The 13,261-nt window shown below is 71.0% G+C and carries 16 protein-coding genes; 7 read left to right on the top strand and 9 right to left on the bottom strand.

Annotation, left to right across the window (positions count from 1 at the left end; genetic code table 11):
• Window positions 1-19 precede the first annotated feature (19 nt).
• From ACQP2X_RS25275 to ACQP2X_RS25245, 7 genes are read right to left on the bottom strand one after another with little or no spacing between them, the layout of a single operon-like run.
• Window positions 20-1,726: a GNAT family N-acetyltransferase gene (locus ACQP2X_RS25275; protein ID WP_498685993.1), complete on the bottom strand. Its 1,707-nt coding sequence runs from the start codon at window positions 1,724-1,726 to the stop codon at window positions 20-22.
• On the bottom strand, window positions 1,723-2,715 hold the full coding sequence (locus ACQP2X_RS25270; protein ID WP_498685991.1) for a glycosyltransferase family 2 protein: 993 nt from the start codon (window positions 2,713-2,715) through the stop codon (window positions 1,723-1,725). Before ACQP2X_RS25270 ends, ACQP2X_RS25275 begins: the two co-directional genes overlap by 4 nt.
• Window positions 2,712-3,821 (bottom strand): DegT/DnrJ/EryC1/StrS family aminotransferase, encoded by a 1,110-nt coding sequence (locus tag ACQP2X_RS25265; protein WP_498685990.1) that lies wholly within the window; start codon window positions 3,819-3,821, stop codon window positions 2,712-2,714. Before ACQP2X_RS25265 ends, ACQP2X_RS25270 begins: the two co-directional genes overlap by 4 nt.
• The gene (locus ACQP2X_RS25260; protein ID WP_498685988.1) at window positions 3,796-4,743 is read right to left on the bottom strand and encodes a transketolase family protein; all 948 of its coding nucleotides are present in this window, start codon (window positions 4,741-4,743) and stop codon (window positions 3,796-3,798) included. The genes ACQP2X_RS25265 and ACQP2X_RS25260 overlap by 26 nt, the downstream gene beginning before the upstream one ends.
• Window positions 4,740-5,534 (bottom strand): transketolase, encoded by a 795-nt coding sequence (locus tag ACQP2X_RS25255; RefSeq protein WP_498685986.1) that lies wholly within the window; start codon window positions 5,532-5,534, stop codon window positions 4,740-4,742. Before ACQP2X_RS25255 ends, ACQP2X_RS25260 begins: the two co-directional genes overlap by 4 nt.
• Entirely contained in the window at window positions 5,531-6,280 is a 750-nt protein-coding gene (locus ACQP2X_RS25250; RefSeq protein ID WP_498685984.1) for a TylF/MycF/NovP-related O-methyltransferase, read from the bottom strand. The genes ACQP2X_RS25255 and ACQP2X_RS25250 overlap by 4 nt, the downstream gene beginning before the upstream one ends.
• On the bottom strand, window positions 6,273-7,604 hold the full coding sequence (locus ACQP2X_RS25245) for a tyrosine-protein kinase domain-containing protein (protein ID WP_498685982.1): 1,332 nt from the start codon (window positions 7,602-7,604) through the stop codon (window positions 6,273-6,275). The genes ACQP2X_RS25250 and ACQP2X_RS25245 overlap by 8 nt, the downstream gene beginning before the upstream one ends.
• Window positions 7,605-7,691: 87 nt before the next feature.
• On the opposite strand from ACQP2X_RS25245, the gene ACQP2X_RS25240 reads away from it, so the two are divergent.
• Complete coding sequence (locus ACQP2X_RS25240) at window positions 7,692-9,146, top strand: polysaccharide biosynthesis protein (protein WP_498685980.1); 1,455 nt, start codon at window positions 7,692-7,694, stop codon at window positions 9,144-9,146.
• On the opposite strand, the gene ACQP2X_RS25235 is transcribed toward ACQP2X_RS25240, so the two are convergent.
• Window positions 9,132-9,938 (bottom strand): DUF1028 domain-containing protein, encoded by an 807-nt coding sequence (locus ACQP2X_RS25235; RefSeq protein ID WP_498685979.1) that lies wholly within the window; start codon window positions 9,936-9,938, stop codon window positions 9,132-9,134. The genes ACQP2X_RS25240 and ACQP2X_RS25235 overlap by 15 nt on opposite strands.
• A 133-nt stretch (window positions 9,939-10,071) precedes the next feature.
• Between ACQP2X_RS25235 and ACQP2X_RS25230 the strand changes: the two genes are divergently transcribed.
• The 6 genes from ACQP2X_RS25230 (at window position 10,072) to ACQP2X_RS25205 (ending at window position 12,777) form a co-directional block, all read left to right on the top strand.
• Window positions 10,072-10,578, top strand: coding sequence for a pyridoxamine 5'-phosphate oxidase family protein (locus ACQP2X_RS25230; protein ID WP_498685978.1), 507 nt, complete (start codon window positions 10,072-10,074; stop codon window positions 10,576-10,578).
• Window positions 10,578-11,132 (top strand): hypothetical protein, encoded by a 555-nt coding sequence (locus tag ACQP2X_RS25225; protein ID WP_498685975.1) that lies wholly within the window; start codon window positions 10,578-10,580, stop codon window positions 11,130-11,132. Before ACQP2X_RS25230 ends, ACQP2X_RS25225 begins: the two co-directional genes overlap by 1 nt.
• Window positions 11,133-11,175: 43 nt before the next feature.
• On the top strand, window positions 11,176-11,379 hold the full coding sequence (locus ACQP2X_RS25220; protein WP_498685974.1) for a hypothetical protein: 204 nt from the start codon (window positions 11,176-11,178) through the stop codon (window positions 11,377-11,379).
• A gap of 185 nt (window positions 11,380-11,564) precedes the next feature.
• On the top strand, window positions 11,565-11,942 hold the full coding sequence (locus ACQP2X_RS25215; RefSeq protein WP_498685972.1) for a hypothetical protein: 378 nt from the start codon (window positions 11,565-11,567) through the stop codon (window positions 11,940-11,942).
• A gap of 32 nt (window positions 11,943-11,974) precedes the next feature.
• Entirely contained in the window at window positions 11,975-12,166 is a 192-nt protein-coding gene (locus ACQP2X_RS25210) for a hypothetical protein (protein ID WP_498685971.1), read from the top strand.
• Window positions 12,163-12,777: a hypothetical protein gene (locus ACQP2X_RS25205; protein ID WP_498685970.1), complete on the top strand. Its 615-nt coding sequence runs from the start codon at window positions 12,163-12,165 to the stop codon at window positions 12,775-12,777. Before ACQP2X_RS25210 ends, ACQP2X_RS25205 begins: the two co-directional genes overlap by 4 nt.
• A gap of 7 nt (window positions 12,778-12,784) precedes the next feature.
• On the opposite strand, the gene ACQP2X_RS25200 is transcribed toward ACQP2X_RS25205, so the two are convergent.
• Window positions 12,785-13,204: a universal stress protein gene (locus ACQP2X_RS25200; protein ID WP_498685968.1), complete on the bottom strand. Its 420-nt coding sequence runs from the start codon at window positions 13,202-13,204 to the stop codon at window positions 12,785-12,787.
• Between the last annotated feature and the right edge of the window lie 57 nt (window positions 13,205-13,261).

Genomic DNA, 13,261 nt, shown 5'->3' with positions numbered 1-13,261 from the left:
GTATCGGCGAGGCGTACCCCTAAGGTGTGGTTTGCGGGTTTTGTTCCCGTAGGGCGGTGCGGTACAGGTAGACGCGCGAGGCCGTGCCGCTGTGGATCGAGGTGTGGCCGTGCAGCTCGGCGCCGACCTTGCGGTAGAAGCCGTGCGCGCGGCGCTGCTGCTCGCCGGTGACCATCTTGACCGCGGTCTCGCCGTGCTCGGAGAACCACTGCATGAGCCGCTCGAACAGTTGCGGGGCGAGCCCGGCGCCGCGCGCGGGCGGGCGGACCACGAAGTTGATCACCTCGGCCTTGGGCAGGTCGCCGTCGGACTGTGCGTAGCGCAGGGTCTCGATGGCGCGGAAGATCCGGCCGGGGCGGAGCAGCCGCGGCAGCAGCGCGGGCGCGGCCACCCACCAGCGCCGGCGGACGAACTCGCGCACCAGCGCCGAGGTGTCGAGGCTGCCGCAGATGTAGCCGACCGGGCGCCCGCCGTCGACGGCCAGGAACAGGGCGCAGTGCCGGCTGGCGGCGACGTGACGGTAGAGCACCTCGAGCGCCGGAACGCCCAGTGACGACAGGAAGCCGTGTGCCACCTCCGTGGCGTGCATCTCGGCCACGGCGCGTATCTGCGCGTCGCTGAACGGGCCGGCCAGGATGCGCGGGCCGTCCTCCGTGCTGGGCGTGCCGGCGATCGCGCCCAGCAGGTCGATGCCGCACTCCACGTCGTGCGGGTCGACATCGGCCCGCACCGGGAAGCTGACCACGTGCTCGGCCGCCCACTCGGCGTTCGGGCAGGAGCCGGGCCGATATCCGGCGGCCTCCAGGGCCTCGCCGGTCAGCGGGTGGACCGGCGTGGCGAACCAGTCGCCCACCTCCAGCCTCTTGCGGGCCGCCGCGTCGAGCAGGCCGCGCTTGTCGGCCACGGCGACCGGCACGCGCAGCGGCGGCATCAGTGGCGTGGGCACGTCGAAGCCGAGCCTGGTCACGCCCGCCCGGTAGCGGGCGGCCACGGTGGTCCGGCGGGTGATCGCCTTGCGCGCTTCGGCCGTACGCCTGGGCAGGCGCCGCCGCACCGACCGGGTCATCCGCCAGTCGTACTCGGGACTGGCCGCCACGTCGGCGGCGTACGAGCCGACGACCAGGCCGAGCTTCGACAACCGCCGGTACAGGGCGCGCAGCCGCCAGGTCACGCCGAGTCCGGTCGCCATCCGATGGGCCAGGAACTGCGCGGTCATCACCGCTTCGCGGCGTGACGGCGGTGGCGTGTACGCCTCGTACTGCTCGGCCATCGTCGCGGCCAGCCGCTCGTCGTTGACGACCGCCTTGCCGCCGACCCCGGCCACGACCGGCTTGCCCCACTCGTACGAGTAGAAGGCGGCCACCCCGGTCGCGCCCACCGGGCCGCGCTCGGCCGGCTCGGTGAGGTGTGCGCAGTCCTCGACGACCGGCAGGTCACCGGCGATCGACAGCACCCGTTCGAGGTCGACCGGGGTGCCGAAGGTGTGCTGGACGACGATGGCCCGGGTCCGGTCGGTGATCGCGTCGGCCAGGAGATCGAGGTTCATGGTGTACGTCGCGCGGTCGATGTCGACGTACACGGGAACCGCTTGAAGCCTTTGCAGTGGCTCGATGACGGCGGCGCAGGTGTAGGCCTGCACGATGACCTCGTCGCCGGGTGAGACGCCGAGGCCGCGCAGGATCGCGTGCAGCGCCACCCGCCCGCGGTAGAAGAGGAAGTCGCTCATCGGCGGCCGGCCGGGTCGAGGATGCCCCACACGGAGCCGGCGCCGTAGACGACGTGCGTGGTGGCGAAGACGATCGGCATGACGATCAGCAGGCGCGGGTCCCGGTGCCGGCGGGCCACGCGAGCCGCCGAGTAGAGGGCGGCGGCTCCGTACGTACTCAACAGGCCGAAAGTGAGACGCCGGACCGTGCGGGAGACGGGGGAGAGGGCGAGGCCGCCGGAGGCGGCGAGCACGAAACCCAGCGGGACCACGTTGCGCCAGGCGCCGATCCAGCGGCCGACGGCGCGGCTGGCGCGGAACGGCCAATAACCGCCCTCGAACATCCACGAGCAGAACTCGCGGTAGTCGGAGCGGGCGTAGTAGGTGCAGGTGATGTCGGGCAGCAGCAGGATCTTGCCGCCGGAGGCGCGCAGGCGCTGGTTGAACTCGCGGTCCTGGGCCCGGGTAAGTGCTTCGTCGAAGTAGCCGATGTGGTCGAAGACCTCGCGGCGGTAGCAGCCGCCGAAGACGGTGTCGACCCATTGCGGCTCGCGGGCGCCGACGCGGTATTTCGTGTTGCCGGCGCCGAACGCGTCGGTCGTGGACAGGGCGATGGCCCGGCCGATCAGGCTGTCGTCGCGGGCCTCGGAGCGCCGGACGCCGCCCACGTTGTCGGCGTCCGGATTGTCCACCAGCCCCTGGACACACTTGGACAGATAGTCGGGCGGGTAGTCGGCGTGGACGTCGAGGCGGACGATGATGTCGCCGCGCGCCTGTCTGATGCCCAGGTTGAGCGCCACCGGTTTGCTGCGCCCCGGATTGTCGACCAGGGTCACATTGTCTGTATTTTTCAGGACATCACGCGTCCCGTCGTCGCTCATCCCGTCGACGACAAGGACCTCGAGACGGTCGGCGGGGTAGTCGAACTCGGCGACCGAGGTGAGAAAGCCCTCGATGAAGTCCCGCTCGTTCCAGCACGGGACGACGACGCTGACCAGGGGCGCGTTCATCGGCCGAAGAACTTTCGCACGCTGGCCGCCACGTATTCGACCTGGTCGTCGGTGAGTTCGACCTGCATCGGCAGGGAGAGGACCTCGTCGCAGAGCTTCTCGGTGCGGGGAAGCTTCCAGTGGTCGAGGCCGAGACCCTTCTGCTTGTGCAACGGGATCGGCCACGAGATCAGCGTCTCGATCCCGTCGCCGCGCAGATGTTCCACGAGGCGGTCCCGAGACGCGCAGGTGATCGGGTAGTTCTGGTAGACGTCGTGCCGGCGCGGGTCGTCGTCCGGCCCCACAGGGATCGCGATCTCCGGCACGTCCTTGAGACCGGCGGTATAGAGACGTGCGATCTCCCGCCGCCGCTCGATCCAGCTCGGCAGGCGGGCCAGCCGCCAGTCCAGAATGGCCGCCTGGAGGTTGTCGAGGCGGCAGTTGTACCCCCAGCCGTCGAGTGACGCCTTCTCCACCCGCCCGTGATCACGCAGCGCCAGCAGCCGGTCGGCCAGGGCCTCGTCATCGGTCAGCACCGCGCCCGCGTCGCCCATCGCCCCCAGCATCTTGGCCGGATAGAACGAATACGTGCTGGCCCAGCCAAACGTGCCCGATGTGCGCCCGTCGAACCGCGCGCCGAGCGCCTGCGCCGCGTCCTCGATCACCACCGCACCGACCTCGTCGGCCGCCTTCTGCACGGCGGCCATGTCGACCGTGCGGCCGTTGAGGTGCACCGGGATGATCACTTTTGTTCGCGGCGTGACCGCGCCGGCCAGCAGGGACGTGTCCATCAGATGGTCCTCGCCGATGTCGACCAGCACCGGTTTCGCGCCGCGCAGCACGAACGGCGACATCGTGGCCACGAAGGTGTGGGCCACGGTGACGATCTCGTCGCCCGGCCCGACGTCGAGGGCGTGGGCCAGCAGCCGCAGCCCGTCGGTGCAGTTGCTCACCCCGACCGCGCGGGCCGAGCCGTTGAACGACGCCAGATGCCGCTCGAAGTCGGCCAGCTGGTGCCGCAGCATGAGGTCGCCGCGCGCGATGGTGTCCTCGATGACCGGCAGCAGGCCGTCGCGCTGACGGCGCCACTGCTCGGGATAGTCAACGAACCTGACTCGCCAGTCCACGGTTGACCTCCATCTGTTCCAGCACCCGGTGGGTGATCGAGGCGGGGTCGAGGCCGTGCGCCCCGCGCAGATAGTCCTGATCGCCGACGAGCGAGGAGAACCGGGGCGGCAGCGCCACCCGGATCAGCGAGGCCGAGTGCGGCATCTCGGCCAGGATCTCGGCCACGGCGCTGCCCAGCCCGCCGATGACCGAGTGCTCCTCGACGGTGACGATGGTGGGGTAGCGGTGGGCGGCGTCGTTGATCGCCACCAGATCGAGCGGATCGAGCCACGGGAACGAGCGCACGTCGGCCCGTACACCCGCTTGGGCCAGCAGGTCGGCGGCCCGCAGGGCCGATTCGAGGATGGCGCCGGTGCTGAACAGGACGATGTCGCCGCCGGTCCGCAGCGCGATCGACTCGCCGCGGCAGAGCTGGATCGGCGCGCGGTGCACGATCGGCTCGCCCGCCTTTCCCAACCTGAGGTACGCCGGTCCGCCGTTGGCCACCAGGTCGGCCATCACCGCGCTGGTCTCGGCCGCGTCGCCCGGCGCGGCCACGGCCAGCCCCGGTATGGCCCGCATGATGGCCAGATCCTCGGTGGCGTGGTGCGACATGCCCAGCGCCCCGTAGGACAGCCCGCCGCCGACGGCCACCACGATCACGTCGGCGTGGTGATAGGCGACGTCGTTGCGGATTTGCTCCAGACACCTCAAGGTCGGGAAATTCGCTATGGAGTACGTGAACACGCGCGCACCGGCCAGCGCGATGCCGGCGGCGAGGCCGGTCATGTTCTGCTCGGCCACGCCGGCGTTGACGAACTGGCCCGGGCAGGTGCGCTGGAACTCGTCGACCACGCCGAAGCCGATGTCGCCGGTGACGAAGACGATGTCCTGGTCGGCCTCGGCCGCGGTCAGCAGGTCGTCGAAGAAGCGGCTCCTCACGGCGCCACCTCACTCATCGCGCCGGCCAGCTCCAGGTCGTCCGGGGGCCGGTAGTGCCAGAGCACCTGGTTCTCCATGAAGGAGACGCCCTTGCCCTTGACCGTGCGGGCCAGCACCACCTTGGGCCGCTCGCCGCCGGGCCGGACGGCCGCGCGGATCTGGTCGTGGTCGTGGCCGTCGATCTCGGCGACCTCCCAGCCGAACGAGCGCCACTTGTCGGCGAACGGCTCCAGGGCCAGGGTCTCCTCGGTGGTGGCCATCGACTGCAGGCCGTTCCAGTCGACGAGGGCGACCAGGTTGGTGAGGCGGTGGTGGGCGGCGAACATGGCCGACTCCCAGACGCTGCCCTCGTCGCACTCGCCGTCGCCCAGCAGGACGTACGTCATCCAGGTCTTGCCGGTCCGCCGGGCCTGCCAGGCGAGGCCGGCGCCGACCGGGAGGCCGTGACCGAGCGAGCCGGTGGAGAACTCGACGCCGGGGATGCCGACGTGGCTGACGTGCCCGGACAGGAACGAGCCGTTGCGGTAGTGCTGGGCCAGCAGCCGCGTGTCGAAGAATCCGCTCTCGGCCAGCACGGCGTAGAGGGCGGCCCCGGCGTGGCCCTTGCTCATGATGAAGCGGTCGCGGTCGGGCGTGTCCGGATGGGCCGGGTCGATGGCGAGGACCTCGGCGTAGAGCACGGCCAGCAGGTCGGCGCAGGACAGCGCCGAGCCGACGTGCGAGCTGCGGCCCGAGTTGGTCATCCGCAGCACGTGCTGGCGGACGGCGCGGGCGAGGTCGGCGCTCGTCATAGGACCGCGTATCCGATGTACGGGTCGAAGTCGAACCGCCGCAGCTCCAGGCGGTTCAGGCCGACCTCGTCCAGGGCGGCCTTGGTCTCGCCCGGCCAGAGCGGGTTGTCCAGCTCGTCGAAGGCGAGGACCGCGCCCTTGGGCATCCGGGGCAGGAAGTGCTTCAGGGCGGTGCGCGTGGGCTCGTACAGGTCGAGGTCGAGGAAGAGAAGGCTCACGACCAGATGCTGGTGATCGGCGACGAACGCGGGGATGGTCTCGGTGACGTCGCCGCGGATCAGCCGCGCCTTGGGCAGATGCCCGAGGAAACGGTCGGTGTCGTAGATCTCCAGCAGCCGCGTCAGCTCGTCGTAGCTGTCGGCGGCCAGAGCGCCCGCCCGCGCGCCGGTCTCTTCCGGCCGATCATCGGCCGACACCGACGGGAAGCCGCCGAACGAGTCGAACCCGTACAGCCGCCGGGTCAGGTTGGTCGGCTCCAGGGCCGCGCTGAGCTGGGCGAACGTCATGAAGCTGGCGCCCCGGAAGACGCCGCACTCGACGATCGAGCCCTTGACCGGCAGGGTCAGCTTGAACAGCTCGTAGAGCGCGGCGAAGCGGGTGACCTGGGCCCGGCGGGCGTACCGGGCCATGGTGGCCAGCCTGGTCGGCAGGTCGTCCGGGCTGTTCTCGAAGACCTCGGCGATCCTGGCCGGCACCCGCTTCTCGGCCTCGGTCTGGAAGCTGCCCGGCGCGGTGTTGTCAGACATAGCAGGCCTGCCGGGTCTTGACCATCGTGAAGACGCAGCCGAGCACGCGGGCGTCGACCTGCTTGAGCGCGCGGACCGCGCCGGTGACCTGGGCGCTCGTGGTCTTGCGGGAGCGTACGAGCAGAAGCGCCCCGTCGGCCCGGGCCGCGACCACGGCCCCGTCGGCCACCGGCAGCAGCGGCGGCGAGTCCAGGATGACCAGGTCGAAGCGGGCCCGCAGCTCGTCCAGGAGATCGCCCATGCGCTGCGAGCCGAGCAGCTCGCTCGGGTTGGGCGGCGGATGACCGCTGGACAGCAGCCACAGGCCGGCGCCCCACGGCTGGAGCACCTGGTCGAGCGAGGCCGCGCCGACCAGCACCGTGGTCAGCCCGGCCGAGCCCTCACGGCCCAGGAAGGCGGCCAGCCGCGGCCGGCGCAGCTCGGCGTCGACGATCAGCACCTGCTGCCCGGCCTCGGCGAACAGGATGGCCAGCCCGCACGCGGTGGCCGAGCGGCCCTCGCCGCCGACCGCGCTCGTCACGGCCAGGGTCTTCACCGGCCGGTCCCGGTTCGCGAACTGCACCGAGGTGCGCAGCTGGCGCAGCGCCTCGGCCCGCTTCGAGTCGCGGCCGGACAGGAACGGGCCACCGCCGCGCCGCCGTGCCGCCTTGCGGTCGACCGGGATGCAGGCCAGCACGGGCGCCCCGGTCAGCTGGCGCAGCTTGTCCGGGGTGCGCACCGAGGTGTCGGCGATCTCGCGGGCGACACCCAGGGCGGTGCCGACCAGCACGCCCATGGCCACACCGAGCGCGAGGTTGTGCATCGGGCGGGGCACCACCGGGTTGTCACCGAGCTTCGGCGGCACCATGATCTCGATCATCGCGGCCGGGGTCTTGGTCGCGCCGGTGTCGGGCATCTCGAGGTTCTTCACCAGGGCCGGGAACTGCACCGTCAATTCCTCCGCGATCAGTTGCGCCCGCTCCGGAACGGCGTCCTCCACCGAGACATCGATCAGTACCGTGGCCGAGTCGGTGACGACCTTGATCCGTTCCTGGATCTCCGCGGCGCTCAGATCGGTGTCGTCGTTCACCGCGATCAGCTTGGCCAGACGTTCGCCGGTGAGAACCGCCTCATAGGTCTTCAGGCGGTTCGTCGCGAACATCGATCCCTCAAGCGCGCTCGATCCTTCCACGTTTCCGGTGGCGACGAAGAACTGCACGGTCGAGGCGTACAGGGGCTTGGTGACCTCGGTGTACGCGGAAGCGACCCCCATCGCGGCGAGAACGGTGAGAGCGACCACCCACCACTGCCGTCTCGCTACCCGGAGGTAGTCACGCAGTTCCACTCTTGTGAATCTAAGTCGCCGGTCGTTAACGCGAAGCATTATTCGGAACTTGCGCGGCGTCCCCTCGTGCCGCCTTAGGGTGCTTCTGTGACCGGCGGGGAGAATCTGCTCTACATGCTCGCCACCCGGTACGAGCGGTGGCGCTCCCGGCCCTCGGCCGGGCTCAAGACGCGCGCCCTGCTGTTCGGCGGCGGCGCCGCGGCCCGCGACCTGCTGCACAGCATGCACTTCGACCCCCGCAGCCGATATGTGCCGGTCGGCGTCCTCGACGACGACCCCCGCAAGCGGCGGACGCGGGTGGCGGGCGTGCCCGTGCTGGGCGACCGCACCGCCCTGGCCTCGGCGGTCGCGCGCACCGGGGCCACGACTGTCGTCTTCGCGGTCTCCAACGCCGGCGCCCAGCTGGTCCGGGAGATCCGCGCGCTGGCCGACGCGGCCGGCGTCCGCTTCCTGGTCGTCCCGGCCATGAGCGAGCTGCTCGACCACGAGATCGGCGTGCGCGACCTGCGCGAGGTGCGGGTGACCGACCTGCTGGGCCGGGTGCAGATCGAGACCGACCTGGAGGCCATCGCCGGCTATCTGACCGGCAAACGGGTGCTGGTGACCGGCGCCGGCGGGTCGATCGGTTCCGAGCTGTGCCGGCAGATCAACCGGTTCTCCCCGGCCGAGCTGATGATGCTCGACCGCGACGAGAGCGCCCTGCAGGCGGTGCAGCTCTCCCTCGACCCGCGGGCCACGCTCAGCGACCCGGCGGTCATCCTGGCCTCGCTGCGCGACGTCGACCGGATCCGGGCCATCTTCGCCGAGCGCAAGCCCGAGGTGGTCTTCCACGCGGCCGCGCTCAAGCACCTGCCGTTGCTGGAGCGCTATCCGGGCGAGGCGGTGAAGACCAACATCTGGGGCACCCTGGCCGTGCTGGAGGCGTCCCGGTCGGTCGAGCGCTTCGTCAACATTTCCACCGACAAGGCGGCCGACCCGGCCAGCGTCCTCGGCTACTGCAAGCGGATCACCGAGAGGCTCACCGCCCACGTGGCGGCGCAGAGGTCAGGAACGTTCCTGAGCGTCCGGTTCGGCAACGTGCTCGGCAGCCGCGGCTCGGTGTTCGACCGGTTCACCGCGCAGATCGCCGACGGCGGCCCGATCACTGTCACCCACCCCGACGTGACCCGCTACTTCATGACCATCCAGGAGGCGGTCCACCTGGTCATCCAGGCGGCCGCGATCGGTCACGGCGGCGAGGCGCTGGTCCTGCAGATGGGCGATCCGGTACGCATCGCCGACGTGGCCCGGCAGATGGTCGAGCTGGCGCCAGCCCCGGTCGACATCGTCTACACCGGGCTGCGGCCGGGGGAGAAGATGGGCGAGGTGCTCTTCGGAGCGGGGGAGGAGGACCGCCGGCCCTACCACCCCCTGATCTCCCACGTGTCGGTGCCGCCGCTGGACCCCGCGGCCGTACGGACCCTGGCCGCCAACGCCGATCCGGCCGCGCTCGTCTCGTCGCTGGCGGCGCTCTGCACCGTGCCCGCCCTATCCTTTTCGTAGGATTTCGAGGACCAGCGGGTCGATGCTGCCGTCGACGAGGCGCTCCTCCAGGTTCTCGACACCGGCCCAGCTGTCGAGGTCGTCGTAGCCCTTCTCCTTGAGAAGCGTCCGCACCTCCACCGCGATCTCCCCGGTCAGCGGGATCAGCGTCGCCGGGTCGGGCCGCTCGAAGTAGAGCGTGTGCAGGTCGAGCAGCCGGGCCAGCTCGCCGACCGGGTCCGGATGGTCGTCGACGCGCAGGTCGACCAGGACGTCGCTGGTACCGCCGTAGCCCATGCCCTTGGCCACGACGTAGAGGGCGGCGCTCTGCCGTCCGCGGCGGTCCCCACCGGCGTCGTCGCCCGCTCGGAGAGCGTGCAGGAGCCGGTACTGGAACTTGGACCCTCCCGTGATCCACTTCTCTTCCACGGCCGCGACGACCTGCGGCCCGGCGAGCATGTTGCCCTGGATCGCGTAGCCGTCGCCGGCCACACCGCCCGCCCACGGATGGCATTCCCCGCCCGTGAACGTCGCGCCCGGCCCCTCCGGCCCGACCACGCCGACCTGCCGATGCGCGATCGGCCCGGCGTCCCCCGCGATCAGCGCCTTGACCGTCTCGGTGGCGGCCACCCCCGTGCCCATGAGAGCGAGGGCTTGCGGCCGATAGGCGAGATTGGCGTACGACTGCGTGGCCACCGCGCCGACATCGGCCAGCGCGGCCGGAACAGCCGCCCCCACCCCGAGAAACTTGCTGGCCACGGCCACGCCGAGGGCCGTGCCGTCGGCCGAGCGGGCAACGATCGAGAAGGTCATGGCGCTTTTTGTAACACGGGGCGCGTAGATTTGAACTCTGCCGCCGCCGGACCTCGAGCGTGCTGCGGGTGGACGGGCGGGTCGTTGCCGAGGCCACCGCCCTCCCGCAGCACCGAGGGCTACCATGCGCTGCATGAGCGAGCAGCCGACCGCCGAGCTCGACCCGCGTTTCAGCTCACCGGGAGCCACGCCGCGCCCCTGGCCCGACGTGGAGCAGACGCTGACAACGGCCAAGATCTCCTGGCTGGCCACCGTACGCCCCGACGGCCGTCCACATGTGACACCGTTGCCGGCCGTGTGGCACGAGGGAGCCCTCCACTTCTGCACGGGCGCCACCGAACAGAAGGCGAAGAACTTGGCGCGGAACCCGCAGTGCGCCATGACGACCGGCACACCCCAGGCCGACGACGGCCTGGACGTCATCGTCGAGGGCACCGCCACCCGGGTCACGGACGCCGACCGCTTGACGGCTCTGGCCGCCTTGTGGAAATCCCGCCACGGCTGGGACTTCCACCCGTCAGACGGCGGGTTCGTCGGCGACGAGGGCAATGAGGCGATGGTCTTCGCCCTCGTCCTGGCCAAGGTGCTGGCTTTCGGCAAGGGCGAGCCCTACACGCAGACCCGCTACCGCTTCTCCTGATGTCTCTCGCCGACAGACTCACCGCGGACCTGCGCGCCCGCGTCGACGAGCTGCTGTGCGCGCGCAGCCTGTTCGCCGCCCTCGTGCTGATCCGCCGCGACGGCGGGTTGCGACCGCCGCCGGGCATCTACGAGACGCAGGACTTCCTGCACCAGCGCCAACAGGAACTCGACCGCCTGGGTCGCGTCGCACCCAAGCCGCCGCCACCGACCACCGAGCAGCTGATCGCGAAGGCGGCCGCCATCACCGACCCGATCGCCGCGATCGAGGCCTACTGGGACGGCGACACCCAGGGCTGGCATGTCCCCATGGTGGCGGTGGTCCGCCGGCCCGGCCGGCGCCATCCGGCCTTCGACGAGGTGCTCCTGACGATCCACGACGGAGGCGGCGACATCCGCCTCTTCAACGGTCAGGCCCCACCCTGGCCCGAGGCCCAGCAGGCGACCGTCCAGGGCCGGGCCGTCGCCGCCCGGTTCGGCGTGCCGTTCGTCTTCGCCAGCCCTGGCCTGCCCGTCATCGATCCGCCGCGCTGGTGGGACGCCGAGTCCGGCTAGGTCCGTTCGGCGGTCGTAGGCTTTTCACCACGCGTCGTTCCAGGTGGTCGACGAGGGTGGGCGTGCGCGCCTGGTCTGGGTGACCGACGTGCTGCCGCACGCCATGGCCGGCCTCGTGCGCGGAGTCGTCGAGCGGGGCATCGCCGAGATCAAGCAGACCCTGGAGTCAGGAACCCGACAGGCCGTCGACGGGGGCTTCGAGGGGCCCGGAAGTGGGGCGCGGCAGTCTTCCGGGATAGATGCTTGAAGGCAATAGTAACCGGCGAAATTACCCGTCCGGACGGTGTGGTTGCGACCGATCGCGGTCGATGCGGGTGGATCAGTCCGGTCACCTATCCATAACAGACGATATGCAGAACGTGACTGGCGCGATTGAGTGATCTCGCTCGAGGGGTGTGGGGGACGCGAAGGGGTCGGTCAGTGGTGAACGCGGTGATTTACGTGCGGCCGGAGAACTACGGCGTGAGCGCGAGCCGTTGTCTCGAGCACTGCGCCGCCCGCCGGTACAACGTGGTCGGCCTCATCCAGGGTGACTGGGACGCCGCCGCCCGCATGCTCGCCGAGGGGCTGGCCGCCGTGGTCGTCGTGTCGTCGGCCGATCAGCTCGACCCGCATCTCGAGCCGCGCATCGAGGTGGTGCCCAAGCCGCGCCGTCAGCGCCGCTCGTCGTCGTCGGCCGCCCAGCCGGGCCGCCGGTGGACTTCGGACAATCCGGGCTCGTCTCTGCACGGGGGCGGCCGTACGCCGGATTCCGCCCCAAGGACCGGGGTACCGGCCCGCCCGGTACCCCGCAACCTGTTCCGCTCCTGACGGTCCAGGATCGCCCGGCCGAGGCAACGGGGGTGCCCGAGGTCAAGCCGGTGGAGACCCATGGCGGCTGCTCGTATCTGTACGACCCGGACGACGAGGTTCCCGCCATGTACACCGATCCGAAGGCGATCGGGGCGTCGTACGAGCCGATGCCGCCCGCGATCAGTTTTCAGTTCGACCGGCCGGGCGCGGCCGGACGGCTCGCGGGCGGCGATTCACGGTGACCCGGCCGGTGCCCCGCGTCGTGCGGGTCGTCAAGCGGAAGCTCAACGGCGACCGGGGGAGCTGGCTCACCTATCACCTCGGTGACGACGAGACCGGCTCCTGGCTCTTCCACCCCGAAGGCACCCTCTACACGGGGCGATGGGCCGATGGGCGGGAGGCCACCTGCTACTCCGGTGTCACCGAAGAGCCGGGCTGTGCCGTCCTCTACTTCGCGCCGCATCGAGGTGGCTGGTTCGCCGCGTGGCGGCGCGTGCCCTCGACCGCGATCACCATTGATCTGTCGCGGCCCGTGACGCGCGGCGGGGACGAGTGGGGCTTCGTCGATCTCGAGCTCGACCTCTGGCACGTGCCGGGCGACGACGGCACGCCGGAAGGCGGCGATTCCCGGCCCCGGCTCCGCCGCAACGGCCGGGTCGTGGGGGTCGCCGATGACGACGAGCTGGACGACGCCGTCGGGTATGGGTGGATCACCGCGGCCGAGGCCGAGCACACGCGGGACGAGGCGCGGCAGGTGGCCGGGCTGGTCCTCGACGCGGTGCACCCGTTCACCGCGGCCGCCTGGGAACGTTTCGAGGCGGCGATCGGGCTCGGGTTGCCGGCTCCCCGCTAGCGGAGGCTCACGGTCGGTGCTGCGGGTGGGTGACCAGCAGGACCGGGCGGGTGGAATGTTTGATCAGGTCGAGGGGGACGCTGCCCATCAGGCGCTCGGCGACCGTGGGGCGGCTGCTCGAACCGGCCACGATCAGGTCGGCCCGCTGCTGGTCGGCGAACTCGATGAGGGCCGGCACGGGGCGGCCCGGCACCACCGTCACGCTGGCCTCGACGCCCGCGTCGGCCAAGCGGGCGGCCAGTGCCGAGGCGGACTGGTACGCCTTGTCGGCGAAGACGCTTCGGGGGACGGCGGCCAGGCGTTCCAGCTCGACACCGTCCGCGGCCACGACGGCCACCGTGGCGCCGGTCTGTTTGGCCAGGCCGATCACGGCGTCGGCGACCCAGGGGGTGTCGGCTTCGGGTTTCGCGGCTACCACGATGCGCATGAGGGCGACGGTACCCAGACGATCGCGACGCGTCGATAGTCATGACTCGACAGAACG

It is taken from the genome of Actinoplanes sp. CA-131856, from assembly GCF_050956135.1.
In the GTDB taxonomy this organism is placed as follows: domain Bacteria; phylum Actinomycetota; class Actinomycetes; order Mycobacteriales; family Micromonosporaceae; genus Actinoplanes.
The sequence above is the reverse complement of the archived record's forward strand: the minus strand, read 5'-3'. Positions and strand labels throughout refer to the sequence as shown.